General features: G+C 70.4%; 19 protein-coding genes and 1 tRNA gene. 12 read left to right on the top strand and 8 right to left on the bottom strand.

The window, feature by feature from the left end; all coding sequences use genetic code 11:
• Window positions 1–433: 433 nt before the first annotated feature.
• The 6 genes from ACK8N7_RS26190 to ACK8N7_RS26215 all read left to right on the top strand — a co-directional run bounded on the left by ACK8N7_RS26190 (window position 434) and on the right by ACK8N7_RS26215 (window position 5092).
• Window positions 434–871: a DUF3052 domain-containing protein gene (locus ACK8N7_RS26190; RefSeq protein WP_031122320.1), complete on the top strand. Its 438-nt coding sequence runs from the start codon at window positions 434–436 to the stop codon at window positions 869–871.
• Window positions 872–1032: 161 nt separating this feature from the next.
• The gene (locus ACK8N7_RS26195) at window positions 1033–1491 is read left to right on the top strand and encodes a peroxiredoxin (RefSeq protein ID WP_403208459.1); all 459 of its coding nucleotides are present in this window, start codon (window positions 1033–1035) and stop codon (window positions 1489–1491) included.
• A 138-nt stretch (window positions 1492–1629) separates the two neighbouring features.
• Window positions 1630–2205, top strand: a complete 576-nt coding sequence (locus tag ACK8N7_RS26200; protein WP_003969402.1) for a TerD family protein — start codon at window positions 1630–1632, stop codon at window positions 2203–2205.
• 190 nt (window positions 2206–2395) lie between these two features.
• Window positions 2396–2971, top strand: a complete 576-nt coding sequence (locus ACK8N7_RS26205) for a TerD family protein (protein WP_015608280.1) — start codon at window positions 2396–2398, stop codon at window positions 2969–2971.
• Between the two features lie 71 nt (window positions 2972–3042).
• Window positions 3043–4203, top strand: coding sequence for a DUF475 domain-containing protein (locus ACK8N7_RS26210; protein WP_031122318.1), 1161 nt, complete (start codon window positions 3043–3045; stop codon window positions 4201–4203).
• A gap of 154 nt (window positions 4204–4357) precedes the next feature.
• Window positions 4358–5092, top strand: a complete 735-nt coding sequence (locus ACK8N7_RS26215; RefSeq protein WP_403208461.1) for a TerD family protein — start codon at window positions 4358–4360, stop codon at window positions 5090–5092.
• A gap of 70 nt (window positions 5093–5162) precedes the next feature.
• On the opposite strand, the gene ACK8N7_RS26220 is transcribed toward ACK8N7_RS26215, so the two are convergent.
• Window positions 5163–6074 carry a TerD family protein gene (locus ACK8N7_RS26220; RefSeq protein ID WP_500444277.1) on the bottom strand — a complete coding sequence of 304 codons (912 nt, stop codon included), beginning with the start codon at window positions 6072–6074 and terminating at the stop codon, window positions 5163–5165.
• A gap of 234 nt (window positions 6075–6308) precedes the next feature.
• Between ACK8N7_RS26220 and ACK8N7_RS26225 the strand changes: the two genes are divergently transcribed.
• From ACK8N7_RS26225 to ACK8N7_RS26240, 4 genes are read left to right on the top strand one after another with little or no spacing between them, the layout of a single operon-like run.
• On the top strand, window positions 6309–7481 hold the full coding sequence (locus ACK8N7_RS26225) for an HpcH/HpaI aldolase/citrate lyase family protein (protein ID WP_403208465.1): 1173 nt from the start codon (window positions 6309–6311) through the stop codon (window positions 7479–7481).
• 37 nt (window positions 7482–7518) lie between these two features.
• Entirely contained in the window at window positions 7519–10026 is a 2508-nt protein-coding gene (locus tag ACK8N7_RS26230; RefSeq protein WP_500444278.1) for a phosphoribosyltransferase, read from the top strand.
• Window positions 10023–10847 carry an HAD family hydrolase gene (locus tag ACK8N7_RS26235; RefSeq protein ID WP_500444279.1) on the top strand — a complete coding sequence of 275 codons (825 nt, stop codon included), beginning with the start codon at window positions 10023–10025 and terminating at the stop codon, window positions 10845–10847. Before ACK8N7_RS26230 ends, ACK8N7_RS26235 begins: the two co-directional genes overlap by 4 nt.
• Window positions 10848–10874: 27 nt before the next feature.
• Window positions 10875–11534, top strand: coding sequence for an O-methyltransferase (locus ACK8N7_RS26240; protein ID WP_500444280.1), 660 nt, complete (start codon window positions 10875–10877; stop codon window positions 11532–11534).
• Between the two features lie 41 nt (window positions 11535–11575).
• Here the strand turns inward: ACK8N7_RS26240 and ACK8N7_RS26245 are convergent, their stop codons facing one another.
• The 3 genes from ACK8N7_RS26245 to ACK8N7_RS26255 all read right to left on the bottom strand — a co-directional run bounded on the left by ACK8N7_RS26245 (window position 11576) and on the right by ACK8N7_RS26255 (window position 14176).
• Entirely contained in the window at window positions 11576–11797 is a 222-nt protein-coding gene (locus ACK8N7_RS26245) for an FmdB family zinc ribbon protein (protein WP_026241426.1), read from the bottom strand.
• A gap of 58 nt (window positions 11798–11855) precedes the next feature.
• Window positions 11856–13304, bottom strand: a complete 1449-nt coding sequence (locus tag ACK8N7_RS26250) for a hypothetical protein (RefSeq protein ID WP_500444281.1) — start codon at window positions 13302–13304, stop codon at window positions 11856–11858.
• A 71-nt stretch (window positions 13305–13375) separates the two neighbouring features.
• Complete coding sequence (locus ACK8N7_RS26255; protein WP_500444282.1) at window positions 13376–14176, bottom strand: DUF4097 family beta strand repeat-containing protein; 801 nt, start codon at window positions 14174–14176, stop codon at window positions 13376–13378.
• Between the two features lie 229 nt (window positions 14177–14405).
• Here ACK8N7_RS26255 and ACK8N7_RS26260 point away from each other — a divergent pair.
• Both ACK8N7_RS26260 and ACK8N7_RS26265 read left to right on the top strand, forming a co-directional pair.
• Window positions 14406–14480 (top strand) — tRNA-Val (locus tag ACK8N7_RS26260).
• A gap of 523 nt (window positions 14481–15003) precedes the next feature.
• A complete protein-coding gene (locus tag ACK8N7_RS26265) occupies window positions 15004–15240 on the top strand; it encodes a helix-turn-helix domain-containing protein (protein WP_500444283.1) in 237 nt (78 codons plus the stop codon).
• 32 nt (window positions 15241–15272) lie between these two features.
• On the opposite strand, the gene ACK8N7_RS26270 is transcribed toward ACK8N7_RS26265, so the two are convergent.
• The 4 genes from ACK8N7_RS26270 to ACK8N7_RS26285 all read right to left on the bottom strand — a co-directional run bounded on the left by ACK8N7_RS26270 (window position 15273) and on the right by ACK8N7_RS26285 (window position 17566).
• A complete protein-coding gene (locus tag ACK8N7_RS26270; RefSeq protein WP_500444284.1) occupies window positions 15273–15569 on the bottom strand; it encodes a hypothetical protein in 297 nt (98 codons plus the stop codon).
• Window positions 15570–15870: 301 nt separating this feature from the next.
• Window positions 15871–16080, bottom strand: a complete 210-nt coding sequence (locus tag ACK8N7_RS26275; RefSeq protein ID WP_500444285.1) for a hypothetical protein — start codon at window positions 16078–16080, stop codon at window positions 15871–15873.
• Between the two features lie 113 nt (window positions 16081–16193).
• Window positions 16194–17033: a helix-turn-helix domain-containing protein gene (locus tag ACK8N7_RS26280; RefSeq protein WP_500444286.1), complete on the bottom strand. Its 840-nt coding sequence runs from the start codon at window positions 17031–17033 to the stop codon at window positions 16194–16196.
• Window positions 17030–17566 (bottom strand): DUF6879 family protein, encoded by a 537-nt coding sequence (locus tag ACK8N7_RS26285; protein ID WP_500444287.1) that lies wholly within the window; start codon window positions 17564–17566, stop codon window positions 17030–17032. The genes ACK8N7_RS26280 and ACK8N7_RS26285 overlap by 4 nt, the downstream gene beginning before the upstream one ends.
• Window position 17567: the final 1 nt, after the last annotated feature.

A 17567-nucleotide genomic window follows, 5' to 3' on the forward strand; every position in this document is an offset into this window, starting at 1 on the left:
GCCGTCTCCATCGTGCTACCGCGAGGGCCCGGACGTCATCTCTACCGTGGGGTAACCCCGAGGTTCCGAAATTTCCTCGGCGGGGCACGAGTATGGGCATGACGCGGCGGGGTACGGGCAAACCGCAATCTTACGCCCAAGCCGTCCAAGCGTTCCCAAAGGCTGTTCGACTCCGATTGGCGGAGCGAAACGGCATAAGCTGAGGAAGGACGTAAACGGATGGGGTGACCTTGCGGGAGCCCCGGAGGGACAGGCCCGAGCCCCGGCAGAGACAGGCCGGAGCTTGCGGTGACGTGGCAGGGAACGTCACCGTTTAGGCGGTCTCGGACGCCGGGTACTTGCGCGATTCGCCGGGCCCGTGTGGACTACGGCCTACGCCCCGCGCACGCGCGTGGCTGCAGCATTTTCCGAAGACATGATCAGGAGGCAACCCGTGAGCGCGACCGCGGACCACGCGGAGGAGCGGACCAACCCGGCAGCACGCCTGGGGTTCGAGCCCGGACAAGTGGTCCAGGAGATCGGCTACGACGAAGACGTCGAGCTGGAGCTCCGTGAGGGCATTGAGGCCACTACCGGCCAGGAACTCGTCGACGAGGAGTACGACGACGTCGCTGACGTCGTCCTGCTCTGGTTCCGCGACGAGGACGGCGACCTTACGGACGCGCTGGTGGATGCCATTGGTCTGCTCGAGGACGGCGGTACGGTCTGGCTGATGACGCCGAAGACCGGCCGTGACGGATACGTCGAACCGAGCGACATCAATGAGGCTGCCCAGACGGCCGGTCTCGCCCAGACCAAGAGCATCAGCGCGGGCAAGGACTGGACGGGCAGCCGTCTGGTCACCCCCAAGGGGGCCAAGGCCAAGCGCTGAACCACTCGCTACACCACCCGGGGCCCCCGATGGCGCATCACACGCTGCCGGGGGCCTTCGTACGTGCCCTTCCGGCCGTGCGTAGGGTGGAGTCACCCGGACGGACGGACACGTACGTACGGAACCCGGGAAGCGAGAAGCGGCGAAGGGAAACCTGTTCCATGGCGATCGAGGTCGGCACCGAGGCCCCGGATTTCGAACTCAAGGACAACCACGGCCGAACCGTGCGGCTCGCGGACTTCCGGGGCGAGAAGAACGTGGTGCTGCTCTTCTACCCGTTCGCCTTCACCGGGGTCTGCACGGGTGAGCTGTGCGCGCTCCGCGACGAGCTGCCCCGCTTCGAGAACGCCGACACCCAGCTGCTCGCGGTCTCCAACGACTCCATCCACACCCTGCGCGTCTTCGCCGAGCAGGAGGGCCTCGAATACCCGCTGCTCTCCGACTTCTGGCCGCACGGCGAGACCTCGCGGGCCTACGGCGTCCTCGACGAGGACAAGGGCTGCGCGGTGCGCGGCACCTTCATCGTCGACAAGGCGGGCACCGTCCGCTGGAGCGTCGTCAACGGCCTGCCGGACGCGCGTGACCTGAACGACTACGTGAAGGCGCTGGAAGCGCTCTGAGACGATCTCCTGGCGACGCCCGGCCAAAAGCCTGTTTTGGCCGGGAACCGGTCACTAGGATCCAATCGTTGATCCGATGCCAACGAACGACGGGGACGCTGGTGTCTGCCGGCCCCTGAGAAAACTACTGGAGGACTCGTGGGAGTCAGCCTCAGCAAGGGCGGCAACGTCTCGCTGACCAAGGCCGCGCCCAACCTGACCGCGGTCATCGTCGGTCTGGGCTGGGACGCCCGCACCACCACCGGCGGTGACTTCGACCTCGACGCCAGCGCGCTGCTGGCGAACGCCGAGGGCAAGGTCGCGGCGGACGGCAATTTCGTCTTCTTCAACAACCTGAAGAGCCCCGACGGCTCCGTCGAGCACACCGGTGACAACCTCACCGGTGAGGGCGAGGGCGACGACGAGGTCATCAAGGTGAACCTCGCCGGTGTCCCGGCCGACGTCGACAAGATCGTCTTCCCGGTCTCGATCTACGAGGCCGAGAGCCGCCAGCAGAGCTTCGGCCAGGTCCGCAACGCGTACATCCGCGTGGTCAACCAGGCCGACAACACCGAGCTCGCCCGCTACGACCTGAGCGAGGACGCCTCGACGGAGACCGCGATGGTCTTCGGCGAGCTCTACCGCAACGGTGCCGAGTGGAAGTTCCGTGCCATCGGCCAGGGCTACGCCTCGGGCCTGCGCGGCATCGCGCAGGACTTCGGCGTCAACGTCTGAGGACGTCACTCCTCCGGTCCCCCGCTCCCGGGCGGAGGACCCCGGCACCACCGAGCGCGCAGCGCTCACGTACCACCCCGTCCGGCGCCGCATCCTGTGCGGCGCCGGACGCGCTCAGGGAGGCCTTCGACACCCGATCTCAGGCGTCGAGGAGGCCCGGCAGCGTTTCCACGACTAGGGGAGGACACACATGGGCGTCACGCTCGCCAAGGGAGGCAATGTCTCCCTCTCCAAGGTCGCACCCAACCTCACCCAGGTGCTGGTCGGGCTCGGCTGGGACGCACGCTCCACCACCGGAGCAGATTTCGACCTCGACGCCAGCGCACTGCTGTGCCAGTCGGGCCGGGTGCTCGGTGACGAGTGGTTCGTCTTCTACAACAACCTCACCAGCCCCGACGGCTCCGTCGAGCACACCGGTGACAATCTGACCGGTGAGGGCGACGGCGACGACGAGTCGGTCATCGTCCGGCTCGACCAGGTCCCCGCCCACTGCGACAAGATCGTCTTTCCGGTCTCCATCCATGACGCGGACAACCGGGGCCAGGCGTTCGGGCAGGTCAGCAACGCCTTCATCCGCGTGGTGAACCAGGCCGACGGCCAGGAGCTGGCGCGCTACGACCTCAGCGAGGACGCCTCCACGGAGACCGCGATGATCTTCGGTGAGCTCTACCGCTACCAGGGCGAGTGGAAATTCCGTGCAGTCGGTCAGGGGTACGCGTCGGGCCTGCGGGGCATCGCTCTAGACTTCGGCGTCAACGTTTCGTAACGCCGCGCACGGCGCGGGGGAGCCCCGTACACACCGGGGGAGACCCTTACATAAACACGATGGGGTAGCCAGTGGTTCTGAAAACCTTCGGCTGGTCGTTCGCGGTCACCGCGCTCGGCCTGGTCGCAGCCTTCTTCTACGGGGGGTGGCAGGCCTTCGGCATCGTCGCGATTCTGACGATCCTGGAGATCTCGCTGTCCTTCGACAACGCGGTGATCAACGCCGGAATCCTGAAGAAGATGAATGCCTTCTGGCAGAAAATCTTCCTTACCATCGGCATCCTGATCGCCGTCTTCGGTATGCGGCTGGTCTTCCCCGTCGTGATCGTGGCCGTGAGCGCCCAGCTCGGGCCCATCGAGGCCATCGACCTTTCCTTCAACGACCCCGAGAGGTACAAGGAACTGGTCACGGACGCCCATCCGTCGATCGCCGCCTTCGGTGGCATGTTCCTGTTGATGATCTTCCTCGACTTCATCTTCGAGGACCGTGACATCCAGTGGCTCCGCTGGATCGAGCGCCCGCTCGCCAAGCTCGGCAAGGTCGACATGCTGTCGGTCTGCGTCGCGCTGATCGTGCTGATGATCACCGCCATGACCTTCGCGACCCAGGCCCACCAGCACGGTGGCGGGCACGTGGACAAGGCGTCGACCGTCATGCTCTCGGGTATCGCGGGTCTGATCACCTACCTCGTCGTCGGCGGGCTCTCCGGATTCTTCGAGGGCAAGCTCGAAGAGGAGGAGGAGCGCGAGCACGAGGCCGAGGAAGAGGCCAAGAAGAAGGGCAAGCCCGTCACCGGGGTCGCCCTCGCCGGAAAGGCCGCGTTCTTCCTCTTCCTCTACCTGGAAGTCCTGGACGCCTCCTTCTCCTTCGACGGCGTCATCGGCGCCTTCGCCATCACCAACGAGATCGTGCTGATGGCCCTGGGCCTCGGTATCGGCGCCATGTACGTCCGTTCGCTCACCGTCTACCTGGTCCGCCAGGGCACGCTGGACGACTACGTCTACCTGGAGCACGGCGCCCACTACGCGATCGGCGCGCTCTCCGTCATCCTGCTGGTCACCATCCGGTACGAGATCAACGAGATCATCACCGGCCTGATCGGCGTCGTCCTCATCGGCCTATCCTTCTGGTCCTCGCTCCGCCGCAACAGGGCCATCGCCGCGGCGGGCGGAGGCGACGGGGGCGCCGGAGGAAGCGCGGGTCCCAAGGCCGAAGTCCACTCCGGGGTGTGACCCGGTAGGGATTGAGGAACGCTCTCTGCGGGGCGGCCACACGGCGACGGCTCTCCGGGATCTCCCGGATCCGGCCCGGTTGGCCGCCCCGCAGCGGTGTGCGGGGCCCGCGACAGCAGGCGACAGGCCGACAGGCCGACAGGTGGGGGTTGGGATGGGATTCTTCGACGGCCTGTGGCCGACGCGCGCGGCACAGTTCGACTCGGGCAACGGCACATCGAGCGCCATCGTGCTCTCGAAACGCAATGCCACGGTCTCGCTCAGCAAACAGGGCGCCCTCTCGGGCAACCTCCGCGTCAACCTGTCCTGGCGGATGCGCACCTCTGACATCGAGGGCCGCTCGCGCCAGAGCGGCCGGCTTCGGCGCCCCCTCAAGCTCTTCCAGCCCGAGGTGGTCCAGGCCCACACCCAGGGCGTCGTCAACGTCGACCTGGACCTCGGCTGCATGTACGAGCTGATGGACGGCACCAAGGGGGTCGTACAGCCGCTCGGCAACCTCATCGGCGATCTGAACAGCCCGCCCTACATCCGGCTCAGCGGGGACGACCGCTTCGGCGCCCCCTCCGGGGAGACGGTCTACGTCAACCTCGACCAGCGCGACCAGTTCAAGCGGCTGCTGTTCTTCGTCTACATCTACGACCGGACGCCCGCGTTCGACCGCACGCACGCCAAGATCACGCTCTACCCGGGCAACGGCCCCCGGATCGAGATCGAACTGGACGAGCGCGCGCCGCAGGCCCGTTCCTGCGCGGTGTTCACCGTGGAGAACATCAAGGACGAGCTGATCGTGCGGCGCGAGGTGAAGTTCGTCTACGGATTCCAGTCGGAGCTGGACCGGCTCTACGGCTACGGCATGCAGTGGGGGCGGGGCTACAAGTCACGGACCTGACCGCCCCGTGCCCGTACCGCCGCTCCATGAGCTGAGCCGTACTGCCCCTGGGCCGGTCTCAGGACCGGCCTCAGGACCGGATGAACTGCGGACCTTGCGGAGGCAGGACGAAATGCGGGTCGGGTGCGTGGGCGGCGGCCGCCGCCGGCTGCGGATAGCCGTACGCGGGCGGCGCACCGGCCCCCTGCGGGTAGCCGTACGCCGGCTGGGAGCTCGCGGCGGGCTGCGGCGCGGGCACCGGGGGCACGGCGGGGGGTGCGACGGGCGGCGGATAGCCGTAGGCGGGCTGCGGGTGCAGCACCGTGGCCTGGGAGTCGGGCCCCGGCGCGGAAGCCGCGTGCGTGGGGGCCACGGGCTCGGCGGCGGCCTGCGTGAGGGCGGCAGGTGCCTGACCGGCCGCGGCCGGCCCCTCCGGCCCGCCCCCGGTCTCCGAATCGTCGACCGAGATCCCGAAGGCGGTGGCCAGCCCGATCAGCCCGGTCGGATAGCCCTGGCCGACCGCCCGGAACTTCCACCCCTCACCGCGCCGGTAGAGCTCCCCGCAGATGATCGCGGTCTCCTCCCCGGTCTCCGGCCGCACATCGAAGACCGCCAGCGGCTCCCCGTCGGCGAGCGCGGCATCGAAGAGAAGTATCCGCAGGTCCGGGACCTGCTGGAAGGCGTCGCCGTCGGACGAGGCGGCGATGACCACCTGGTCCACCGACGCGTCGAGCGCGCCGAGATCCGCCTCGATCGTGTCCGTGAGCCCCTCGGCGACGCTGCGCTTCGGCAGTCGCCGGACCAGCCCGGAGGGGTGGCGAGGCTGGTTGTAGAAGACGAAGTCCTCGTCCGACCGCACACGGCCCAGGGCGCCGAGCAGCAGGGCGGAGGCGTCCACATCGGGAACATCCGTCCCAGGGGTCCAGCGCAGCACGGCCCGTACGGCCACGGCGTCGACCGGGACGTTCGAGCCCTTCAGCATCGTGTGCGTCATGGGCGTCATCCTGCCTGCCGGCAGCACGTGCGGACAACGCGGGGGGCGGCAAAGACCTGCCCTGTTCCCCTGCTGCCGGGCCGGAGAGGGGGAAGAAGGAGGACCGAACGGTACCGCGAGGAGAGACCGGGTGAAGGGTGGGTAACCGGAAATTCATGTACATGGGGAACTGTTGACATGCGTCCGTACGTACTATTACCGGCCATACGTTGTCCGGCCGGTCAGGCAGTTCGGGGGAAACTCATGCGTCACTTCGGGTATATATCGCCCGCTGCCCGAGAGGGCCTGTTCTTCCGGGAGCCGTGCGAGTTCAGCGCGTCCTCGCCCGCGAGCCTGCTCTCCGTCGCCCTGGGCGCCACGCTCTACTCCCCGGCCACCCGCCCCACACTGGCCGACGATGTGCTGAAGCAGGCCGGGCGCGGCGTCGTCTCCATGGTGCTGTGCCTGGAGGACTCGATCGACGACGCCGAGGTGGTCGACGCCGAGGCCAACCTGGTCAGGCAGTTCGCGGAGCTCGCGGAACGGAACGCGGCGGGAGCCGAGCTGCCGCTGCTCTTCGTCCGGGTGCGCGAACCGGGCCAGATCACCGACCTGGTGAACCGGCTGGGTACCTCCGTCCGGACATTGTCCGGTTTTGTACTTCCCAAATTCACCGAAGAGCGTGGAGCCCTCTTCCTGGAGGCCCTGGCGGAAGCCGAGGCCTCCTGCGGACAGCGGCTCTTCGCCATGCCCGTCCTGGAATCGCCCGAGCTGCTCCACCTGGAGACACGCGGCGAAGTCCTCCAGGGAATCGCGCGCTCCGTCGACAAGTACCGGGACCGGGTCCTCGCCCTGCGGCTCGGCGTCACCGACTTCTGCTCGGCCTACGGACTGCGCCGCGCGCCCGACATGACGGCGTACGACGTCCAGATCGTCGGCTCCGTCATCGCCGACGTGGTCAACGTGCTGGGCCGGGCCGACGGCACCGGCTTCACGATCACCGGCCCGGTCTGGGAGTACTTCCGCCGCCAGGAGCGCATGTTCAAGCCCCAGCTGCGCCGCAGCCCCTTCCTGGAGGGCAGCGCCGAGGAGCTGCGTACAGCACTGATCGAGCACGACCTGGACGGCCTGCTGCGGGAGATCGAGCTGGACCGGGCCAACGGCCTGCTCGGCAAGACCTGCATCCACCCGTCGCACGTGGCACCCGTCCACGCACTGTCCGTGGTCAGCCACGAGGAGTTCACCGACGCGCAGGACATCCTGCGGCCCGAACGCGAGGGCGGCGGGGTGCTGCGCTCGGCGTATACGAACAAGATGAACGAAGTGAAGCCCCACCGGGCCTGGGCCGAGCGCACGCTCCGGCGGGCCGAGGTCTTCGGTGTGGCGAGTGAGGACGTCGGCTTCGTGGATCTGCTGGCCGCCGGCCTGACGAAGTGAGCGCGCGTCGATGAGCGGGCGAAGTGAGCGCGTATCGATGAGCGAGCGCGCGAGGAGAGAAGGGGCCGTGGACGTGGTGTGGTCGGGCGACTGGGTGGCCGAGCGGCTGGGAGTGGCCCTGGAGGGCGACGGGGAGCTCCCGGAGCTGCTGGGCCTGGCCCTGCGGCGTAACCCCAAGCGGGCCCACCTGCTCGTCTCCAACGTGCTGGGCAAGCATGTGCCCCAGCACCCGTCCGTCGTGTACGGGGCGGGGTACGAGCTGGGCGAGCGCGTACGGGCGCTCCTCGGCGAGGACCGGACCCGCCGCGCGGTCGTCCTCGGCTACGCGGAGACGGCCACCGGCCTCGGCCACGCCGTCACGGACGGCCTGCGCGACGCCCCGTACCTCCACTCCACCCGGCGGCCCGTCGCGGGGGTCGCGCAGGCGGGCGGCTTCGAGGAGGCCCACTCGCACGCCACCTCGCACCTGCTGCTGCCGGAGGATCCCGAGCTGCTGGCGGGAGGCGCCGAGGCCTCCGTGCTGGTGCTGGTCGACGACGAGTTCTCCACCGGCAACACCGTGCTCAACACCATCCGCGCGCTGCACGAGTCGCACCCGCGCGAGCGGTACGTCATCGTCGCGCTGGTCGACATGCGCTCGGCGGGGGACCGAGACCGGCTGACCGCCTTCGCCGCCGAGATCGGCGCCCGCGTCGACCTGGTGACCCGCTCCTCGGGCACGGTCACGCTCCCCGAAGGCGTACTGGAACGGGGCCAGGCCCTGGTCGCGGCCCAGGAGGCGGAGCAGGCGGCACCGGCCGGGGAGCCCATCGAGCGTGCTGCCCCCGTCACCCGGGTCGGCCTGGGCTGGCCCGAAGGCGTCCCCGACGGCGGCCGGCACGGCTTCACCCCGGCTCACCGGGCGGCGCTCGAAGCGGCGCTCCCGGGCATGGCGGAGCGGATCGCCGCCGCGCTGGGCGACGACACCCGCCACGACCCCGGCAGCGGCCCCCGCCGCGTGCTCGTACTCGGCTTCGAGGAGCTGATGTACGCGCCGCTGCGCCTGGGCACCGCCCTGGAAGCCGCGCTGGGGGCGGATACCGAGGTCCGCTACTCCACCACCACCCGCTCGCCCGTCCTCGCCGTCGACGACCCCGGCTACGCGATACGCACCCGCCTCGTCTTCCCGGCCCACGACGACCCGGCGGACGGCCCCGGCGACCGGTACGCGTACAACGTGGCGGGAGCGGGCTTCGACGCGGTGGTCGCCGTCGTCGACTCCACCGCCGACACCCCCGAACTGCACGCCCCCGACGGCCTGCTGGCCCGCCTGGCGGCCCACACCGGCCAGGTCCTCCTCGCGGTCGTCCCCTCGTACACCCCTCACCACAAGCTGGAGCCCGCCGTGCTGCCCGAGCCCCTCCGAGGCCCCGACTTCTCCAGTTACGCGCCCGAGGACGTCGGCTGGCTGCTCCAGGACCTCTCGGACACCGAGCTGGAAGCGCCCACCGAGGAGCGCGAGGAGGCGATCCAGAGCGGCGGCGCGCACTACGCCGAGTCGCTCCCCGTCGAGTACCAGCCGAGCGCCGAGTACCAGGCCCTCTTCACGGCCGCCCTGGGCGCCTCCGCCGCGCGCATCGCCCGTGCGGTGGGCACCGTCACCGAGACGGTCCTCGCCGAACGCGGCCCGCGCCCGGTGCTCGTCTCGCTCGCCCGCGCCGGGACGCCCGTCGGGGTCCTGATGCGCCACTGGGCCCGGCACCGGCACGGCCTGGACCTGCCGCACTACGCCATCTCCATCGTCCGGGGCCGGGGCATCGACGCCACCGCCCTGCGCTGGCTCGCCGCCCACCACGACCCGGCCGACGTGGTGTTCGTCGACGGCTGGACGGGGAAGGGCGCGATCACCCGCGAACTGGCGGCGGCGGTGGCGGAGTTCGAGGCGTCGGGCGGGCCCGCCGGCTTCGACCCGGAGATCGCGGTGCTCGCCGACCCGGGCGGCTGCGTCCGCACGTACGGCACCCGCGAGGACTTCCTCATCCCATCGGCCTGCCTCAACTCGACGGTCTCCGGCCTCATTTCCCGTACGGTGCTCCGCGCCGACCTGGTCGGCCCCGACGACTTCCACGGCGCGAAATTCTACCGTGAGCTGGCGGAGTCCGACGTCTCCGGCGACTTCCTGACCGCGGTGACCGCGCGCTTCGACGAGGTGGCGGGCCAGGTCGACGCCGAGACCAAGGAACTGCTCGCCGCCGACCGGGCCCCGACCTGGGAGGGCTGGGCGGCCGTCGAGCGGATCAGCGAGGAGTACGGCATCCACGACGTCAACCTGGTCAAGCCGGGCGTCGGCGAGACCACCCGGGTCCTGCTGCGCCGGGTCCCCTGGAAGATCCTCGCGAAGCGCGGCGCGGGCGCGGACCTCCAGCACATCCGGCTGCTGGCCGGACAGCGCGGCGTACCGGTCGAGGAGGTCGACGACCTCCCGTACAGCTGTGTCGGTCTGATCCACCCCCGGTTCACCCGGGGCGCGACGGGCGCGGACGGCAAGGCGGTGCAGGGCGCATGACTACTGTGAACGGCTCCGCCACGTTGGTGGCGAGCGACCTCGACCGCACCCTCATCTACTCGGCGGCCGCGCTCGACCTGTCGATGCCGGACGCGGAGGCGCCCCGGCTCCTCTGCGTCGAGGTGTACGGCCACAAGCCCCTCTCGTACATGACGGAGACGGCGGCCGCCCTTCTCACCGACGTGGCCGGCTCCACGGTCTTCGTGCCCACCACCACCCGGACCCGCGAGCAGTACCATCGCATCCACCTCCCCGGCCCCGCCTCCCGGTACGCGATCTGCGCCAACGGCGGGCACATCCTGGTCGACGGGGTCTCCGACCGTGACTGGCAGGCCCAGGTGGAGGCCCGCATCGCGGACGAGTGCGCCCCCCTCACCGAGATCCGCGCCCATCTCGCCACCACCGCCGACCCGGCCTGGCTCCTCAAGGAACGGGTGGCCGAGAACCTCTTCGCGTACCTGGTCGTCGAGCGCTCGCTGCTGCCCGAGGAGTGGGTGAAGGAGCTCGCGGTGTGGGCGCAGGAGCGGGGGTGGACGGTCTCCCTCCAGGGCCGCAAGATCTACGCGGTCCCCGTGCCGCTCACCAAGAGCGCCGCCATGAACGAGGTCGCCCGCCGCTCCGGCGCCACCCGCACCCTCGCCGCCGGGGACTCCCTCCTCGACGCGGACCTGCTGCTCGCCGCCGACCTCGGCTGGCGCCCCGGCCACGGCGAACTTGCCGAGAACGACTGGCGCGCCCCGCACGTCGTGGCGCTGGAGGAGCGGGGCGGAGCGGCGGGGGAGGAGATCCTGCGCCGGTTCCTGGCGGCTTCCGCTGCGTGAGGGCGCGGGTTGGGGAAGGCTGGGGGCATGACCAAGGGCAACGAGACCACGATCACGGACGAGCTGTACGCGTACACGCTGGCCCACAACCCGCCGCTGGACCCGGTCCAGCGGGAGCTGGTGGAGACCACGTACGCCCGCTTCCCCGACCACGCGGGCATGCAGTCGGCCGAGGAGCAGGCCCCGCTGCTCGCCTTCCTCGTCCGGCTGGTGGGTGCCCGGCACGTGGTGGAGGTCGGCACGTTCACCGGGTTCAGCGCCCTGGCGATGGCCCGGGCACTGCCCGCCGACGGCACGCTGATCGCCTGCGACATCTCGGAGGAGTGGACGGCGTACGGCCGTGAGGCCTGGGAGAAGGCGGGCGTCGCGGACCGGATCGACCTGCGCATCGCCCCGGCCCTGGACACCCTGCGCGCGATGCCCGCCGAGCCGCACATCGACTTCGCCTACCTGGACGCGGACAAGGGCGGCTACATCGCGTACTGGGAGGAGCTGGTGCCCCGGATGCGGCAGGGCGGTGTCATTGCCGTGGACAACGTGCTCTTCCACGGCGGTGTCACGGACCCGGCGGCGACCGGGCCCGCGGCAGCGATCAAGGAGTTCAACGAGCATGTGAGCGCCGACACCCGGATGGACAGCGTGCTGCTGACGGTCTCGGACGGCCTGACGCTCTCCCGCAAGCGGTAGCGCGCCAGGGCCACCGGGTCCGGCCGGCTACGCGGGTGGGGTCAGCCGCAGCAACCGCCGCCGCAGCAACCTCCGCCCCCGCCGCCGCCCCCGGACGGTGCGGGCGCTGACGCGGCGGCGCCGCCCACGGCCACCGCGGAGAGCAGCTTCACGGTGTCGTCGTGGCCCGCGGGGCAGGAGGCCGGGTCCGAGGACTGGGCCATGGGACGGCTGAGTTCGAACGTGTCGCCGCAGGTGCGGCAGCGGAATTCATAGCGAGGCATGGCCTCAGGCTAGAGCCATCGGGGTCCCACGGCTACGGGCTCCCGGGACGGCGAGGGCTCAGGCGCCGCCGCCGCGCTCCTCGCGGATGTCGGAGACGACCCGGGCGGCGGTCTGCCGCACGGCCTCGGTCTCGGTCAGGAAGTGCCAGTAGTCGGGGTGACGGCCCTCCAGACCGGCGATGGCCCGGTCCAGCCGGGTCACGGAGTCGTCCAGCGGCCGGGCGTGCCGGGGATCGGGCGTGTGCCGGCCGGCCATGGCGAGGCGCTGCGCGTCCCGTACGGCGAACCGGGTCCGCTCGATCTCCTGCTGCGGGTCCTTCGCCACGGCGTCCAGCCGCTGCAGCCGGTCCCCGGCGGCGGAGACCGCCTCGTCCGTCGCGTTGAGCAGGGCACGGACAGTGGACAGCCGGGACGTGGCATCCGCCCAGCGCTGCTCGTCCCGGGCCTTCGCCGCCTCCGCGAGCTTCTCCTCGGCCTGGCGCACGTTGACGGCGGCCTGCTCCGGCACCTGCTGGAGGTCCTGCCAGCAGGCGGCCGAGAAACGCCGCCGCAGCTCGCTGAGGACCGGCTCCACCGAGCCCGCCCGCGTCGTCAGGGCCTGGGCGCGGGTCCGCAGCGACACCAGACGCCGGTCGATCTCGGCGGCCCGATCCGGCAGCCGCTCCGCCTCGGCCCGCAGGGCCTCCGCATCGCGCAGGACCACATCGGCCCGCTGAAGCGTCTCGGCGACCCCGTGCTTTCCGGCGCCCTGGTTCAGCTTGGTCAGCTCCGGGGCGAGGGCGGCGAGCCGGGCGGCGAGCTCATCGGCGCGCAGCCCCGCCGCCCGTACCGCGTCGAGCGCGTTGCTCGCTCCGAGCAGCGCCTGCCGGGCCCGCTCCACGGCGGGGGCGAGCCGTGCGAGCTGGGTCTCCGCACTGCCCAGCAGCGCCCCGAGCCCCTGCCCGAACCGGTCCAGCTCGCCCTTGACCCGTACGAGATCGTCCTTGGCCCGGGTCAGCTCGGTGCGGGCGCTGGAGGCCACGGAGGGCTCCAGATCGTCCCGGTCCAGGTCGTGGGCGTCGACGGCGGTGATGTAGGCGTGGCTGACGTCGTCGATCCGCCGCCCCAGCGCGGCGAAGTCCTCCGCCGCCTTGCGGCCCCGGGAGGAGTTGTCCACGGCGTTGATCGTCTCGATGGAGATCTTGAGATCACGCTGGGCGGTGTCCAGCTCGTAGAAGGCCTCGGCGGCCGCGTCCCTGGCCGCCTGGGCCTCGGCACGCTGGCTCTCCCCACGCCCGCCGAACCACCGCCGCGTACCGCCCCCGGCGAAGGCGGCGGGCAGAGCGGCGACGAGAAGGGGCACGGGCAGCAGCGCGAGGGCCAGAACATCCCGGAGCCCCTGGCCTGCCGGGCCCGCCTGCCTTCCGGGCGCTCGCCGCTCGCGGCTCCCGCCCCGGGCACCGGAAACGCTCCCGACGGCGGAACTCCCACCCGCTCCTGCCTCTGGCCGCGTGTGTGTCGCCGTCACATCCCTCTCCCGTGCTGTTCCGCCCCTGCCGGTACATTCTCCCACCAGGTAAGGACGAACACACGGGTCGGTTAGTTCGCGGTTCGAACCTTCACTTCCCCGTTGTCGCTGTGAGCCTTCACCACATGGGCGCTGCTGTCGCTGCGCGGCACCCCGATGCGCACCTCGCCGTTGTCGGCGCTCGCGTTCACGGCGTACTTCTGTCCGCCCTTCGGCAGATCGATGACGATGCTCCCGTTGTCGCTCACCGTGTCCACCAGATCGGGCACGCCGCTGAACCCCAGCCGGATCTCCCCGTTGTCCGCGCGGGCGAGCACGGACTTGGTGCCTATCCGCTCGGCGACGACCGACCCGTTGTCGCTCTTGAGGTCGAGCGGCCCGCCGGAATCCCGTACGACGATGTCGCCGTTGTCGGCGGAGAGCCGCAGCGGGGTGTCGAACCCGACCGCGGTGACCTCGCCGTTGTCCGCGTCGGCCACCACGGTCACCCCGCGGGGCACCTTCACCTCGTGGCGCGCCCCACAGTTGTTGATCATGGCGTCGCACTTCACCCGGAGCGTCAGGGTGTCGTTCTTCATCGTCCAGACAGGATCGGGCCCGCTGCCCAGCACGACCCACCCGTCGACCTGCCGCTCCACCTCGACCTCCTCCACATCGGCCGGCACGAGGGTCACGGTCGAGTCCTCGGCGTCGATGGTGAGCGTCTTCCCCTCCAACACGAAGGTCTTGCGCTCCACGGGCGCGTCCTCGACGTCGGCGCCCCCGCACCCGGTGAGAGCCAGCGCGAGCAGCGCGGCCCCGCCCCCTCCGGCGAATACGCGTCCGGGGACCGCGCTGCGCTTGCGGGTCGGTGCGCTGGTAACGATGTCCACGGTGATCGGTCCCCCAGGAAGTACAGCCGGACGGTGCCACCGGTCGTCGCTGCCGGTGTACTGCAAACCGTATGTACCGAGGCCCCTGTGGGGGCATCCGGACGGCTACCGTCTCGGGGGTGGGGTTATCCCCCCCCACCCACCCACCCGCGCCCAGCCCCCGCAGCTCGGGCCTCGTATCGGTTTAGGAGCCGGGGGCCCGGTCCATGTACGCTGTTGCCTCATCCACGGGTGCGTAGCTCAGGGGTAGAGCGCTGCTCTTACAAAGCAGATGTCGGCGGTTCGAAACCGTCCGCGCCCACCAAGGGTAAGTAGCAGGTGAGAGCCTGTTTTTGACCCCCCAACCATGATCGGTTGGGGGGTCTTCTCGTGGCCAAAATCCACTAAGAGTCCACTTCCCCCAGTGATCTTGCAGAAATCGTCACCCGTTCGAGGGATGGACTCCGTGCCCCCGGCACGTAGAGTGCAGAACACGGACGGGGCAGGCGTGTCTCCCCCACATGCGCCTGACACGCGCCGTCCGGAAATCTGTGGTGACTGGGCGGGGAGGCCCGGCCCACAGGAGCGAGGCCCCCGCCGTGAGAATCGGCGGGGGCCTTCTGCTGTCCAACGTAGACCGCCCCGCACCTGGATGGGTGCGGGGCGGGGCGTCTTGACCGAGTCATGACGCCATACGGCGCAATCTGGTGGACACGCGAACACCAGCTGGCCGCATCGTGGCCACACCGGACCGGGTGTGGCTGCCTAGGATTCCGCGCTCACGGCGCAGAGGGAAGTGTGGGTTTCGTCCTACATACTTTCGATCTTGATCAAACCACGGTGGTGGAGTGCCACGCTCCGTACCGCCGCCCGACTGGGTCATCGCCCGCCGCCGCGCCATCGGGGACCGCATCCGCGCCGCCCGCCGGACCGCCGGACTGACGCAGCAGCACGTAGCCGAGAGCATCGGCATGGACCGGGCGAACTACGTGAACATCGAGCAGGGCCACATCGCGCCGCTCATCGACTCGCTCATCCGCATCGCCGACGCCATCGACGTCCCGCTGTCCGAGCTCGTCGAGTAGGCCCCGGCCGCACAAAACCGGGGCCCACCACGTCACACCGGCGGCGTGCCCGGAGGAGACGGCGTCGGCGGCGGATGAGGCAGCGCCGGCCCCGGACTCGGAGGAGTCTGCGGCGACCCGCTCCCATGCCGGCCCGCCTCGATCCGGCGGACCGTCAGCCCGTAGATGCCGAGCGGCGGGAACAGGTCGACGCGACGCGGGTAGCCGCCGCCCGCGCACGGGCGGCACAGCAGGTCCGTGCCTGTGTCCGTGGCGCGCACGCCCTGCACCGGGTTCACCCAGCAGGCCTCACAGGTGATAACTGCGGTCGGCGACATGGTGGCGGTCATCGGCGCCGCCCGAGGGATGTTGGCGGGCGGGCTGTGGTGGTACGCATGGTGGAGCCTCCGTCCGGTGGATGGGGTGATGACCCGGCCCGGCCGCTGTCCTGCCAGGGGTGAGCGGCCGGGCAGGGAGCTCAGGTATGGCAGGTGCAAGCGCAGCGCAGGCGCTCGACGACGGCGGTGCCCACGGTGATGTCCTGGTTGCCAGCGCACATCCGGTGGGCCTCCGGCCAGTCGGCGGCAACGCGACACTCCGGCGACCGGTACCCCGCCCCCGGCCGAGCGGCAGGCCGGGTGTCCATGAGCGTCACCGGGCGGCGCGATCAGCGCACGCGGCTGCGTCCGCACACTCGCGGGGGAACCAGCTGTACGCGGCACCGTCGGGCGGGGAGACGCGCTGCTCGCCCAGGTCGGTGCCCAGGTCGACGCCCAGGCGCTCCCGGCACCAGACACAGCACCAACCTCGCTGCTGCCGCTCGGACATCTCGCGGACCGGAGGTAACTGGCGTACAGCCACGGTCGCTCCCTGGTCGTCGGGGGTAGTCCTCAGACCGTAGGGAGCGATGTTTCTCGGATGCCGCCGTGTTTCTCGCTGTTTCTCCGGAGGACTCCGCCGTTGCTCCGAGTTTCTCAGAAGCCGATCGTGGTCCGCGCGCGGGCGATGACGCCATGAGCGGCCCGCCCCGTCACCGCACCCTCGGCCAAGCCGTCCCAGACCTTCGCGTACAAGGCGATGTCGTCGGCCGAGTCGAGCCACATCTCCGTGTGCCAGGTCTCCGCGATGACGAGCCGGTCATCGTGGATCCAGAAGTCGTCACCGATGCCGATCCGTACGTCGGCGGTGAGGGGGATGACGCCCAGTTCCACCGTGCTCAGCCCGTTCACGGACATCAGCCGGTCCAGCTGGTCGGCGAGAACAGCGCGCGAGCAGATCCGCGCGTGCAGAGCCGCCTCCGCGACGAGCACCCGATACCGGCGGCCGACCCGGTACAGCCCCTCCTGCCGGCGCATCCGAGAGACGACTGCCGCCTCGATGTCGCGGGTCACGCCGTGCAGTTCGGCGTACCGGGAGAGGACGCTGCGCGCGTACTCGGGGGTCTGGAAGACGCCGGGGATGACGGCTGCGCTGAATCCGCGGAACACGCTGGTCCTCTCGTGCTGGGCTCCGAGCGCGTCCTGTACGGCGCGGTGCCCGCCCGCGAGCTGGCGGCGCCAGGACCGGTACGTCGACTCCAGCCCAGCGAGGCGGCCGTGCAGCTCCGGCGCGCACTCCGGCTGCCCGGCCGCAGCCGCCCATGCTTCCAGGTCCGCTGTGCTCGCGGTCTGCTTGCCGTTCTCCAGCTTCGAGACCTTTGACGGGGCCCACCCGCAGCGAGCGGCGAAGTCGCGGACAGTCAGCCCGGCCTCGGTGCGCAGCTCACGGAGCCGCGCACCAAGGAGGACCCGGGCTCGCTGAAAATCGGTGCTCACATGGGGGACGGTACCCGGCCGATGAAGTCCTCGTACCTGACCGCGTAATGCCATGCCGCGTCGCGGACCTGGCACGCCCGAAGAACCTGCTCCGGGTCAGTCGTCAGCTCCATGCGTCGGTCCGCATCATCCCAGTTGAAGCGGGCCAGGACCCGGGAGTCGAACAGCCAGAAGTCACCTTCGTCCGAGAGGCTGAGGGCGGCGGCCGCCGACCGGTGCAGGTAGCGGATGTCCTCCCCGGCCGCCAGGTTGGCGGGTGTCGTGGCCAGCAGGTACCGCTGGTTGTCCGTCGGAGGCTCATCGACCAGGCGAACGCGCTCGATACGCCGCCCGTCCGCCGTCTGCGCGCGGGCGTTGGTGAACCAGGGGCCACCGTCGTCGAGAGGCGGCATGGCGCCTTGGAGGAACTGCTGGTACTCCTCCGTCCCTTGGTCGGCGGCGTACTCCCGTTGGGTCTCCAGCCGCCACGCGGTGTGCTCGAATCCGTCCCGGAAGAAGTCGAGTATCCGGGTGGCGGGTACGACGTCCGGCAAC

It is taken from the genome of Streptomyces griseobrunneus (assembly GCF_046713465.1).
Classification (GTDB): domain Bacteria; phylum Actinomycetota; class Actinomycetes; order Streptomycetales; family Streptomycetaceae; genus Streptomyces; species Streptomyces microflavus.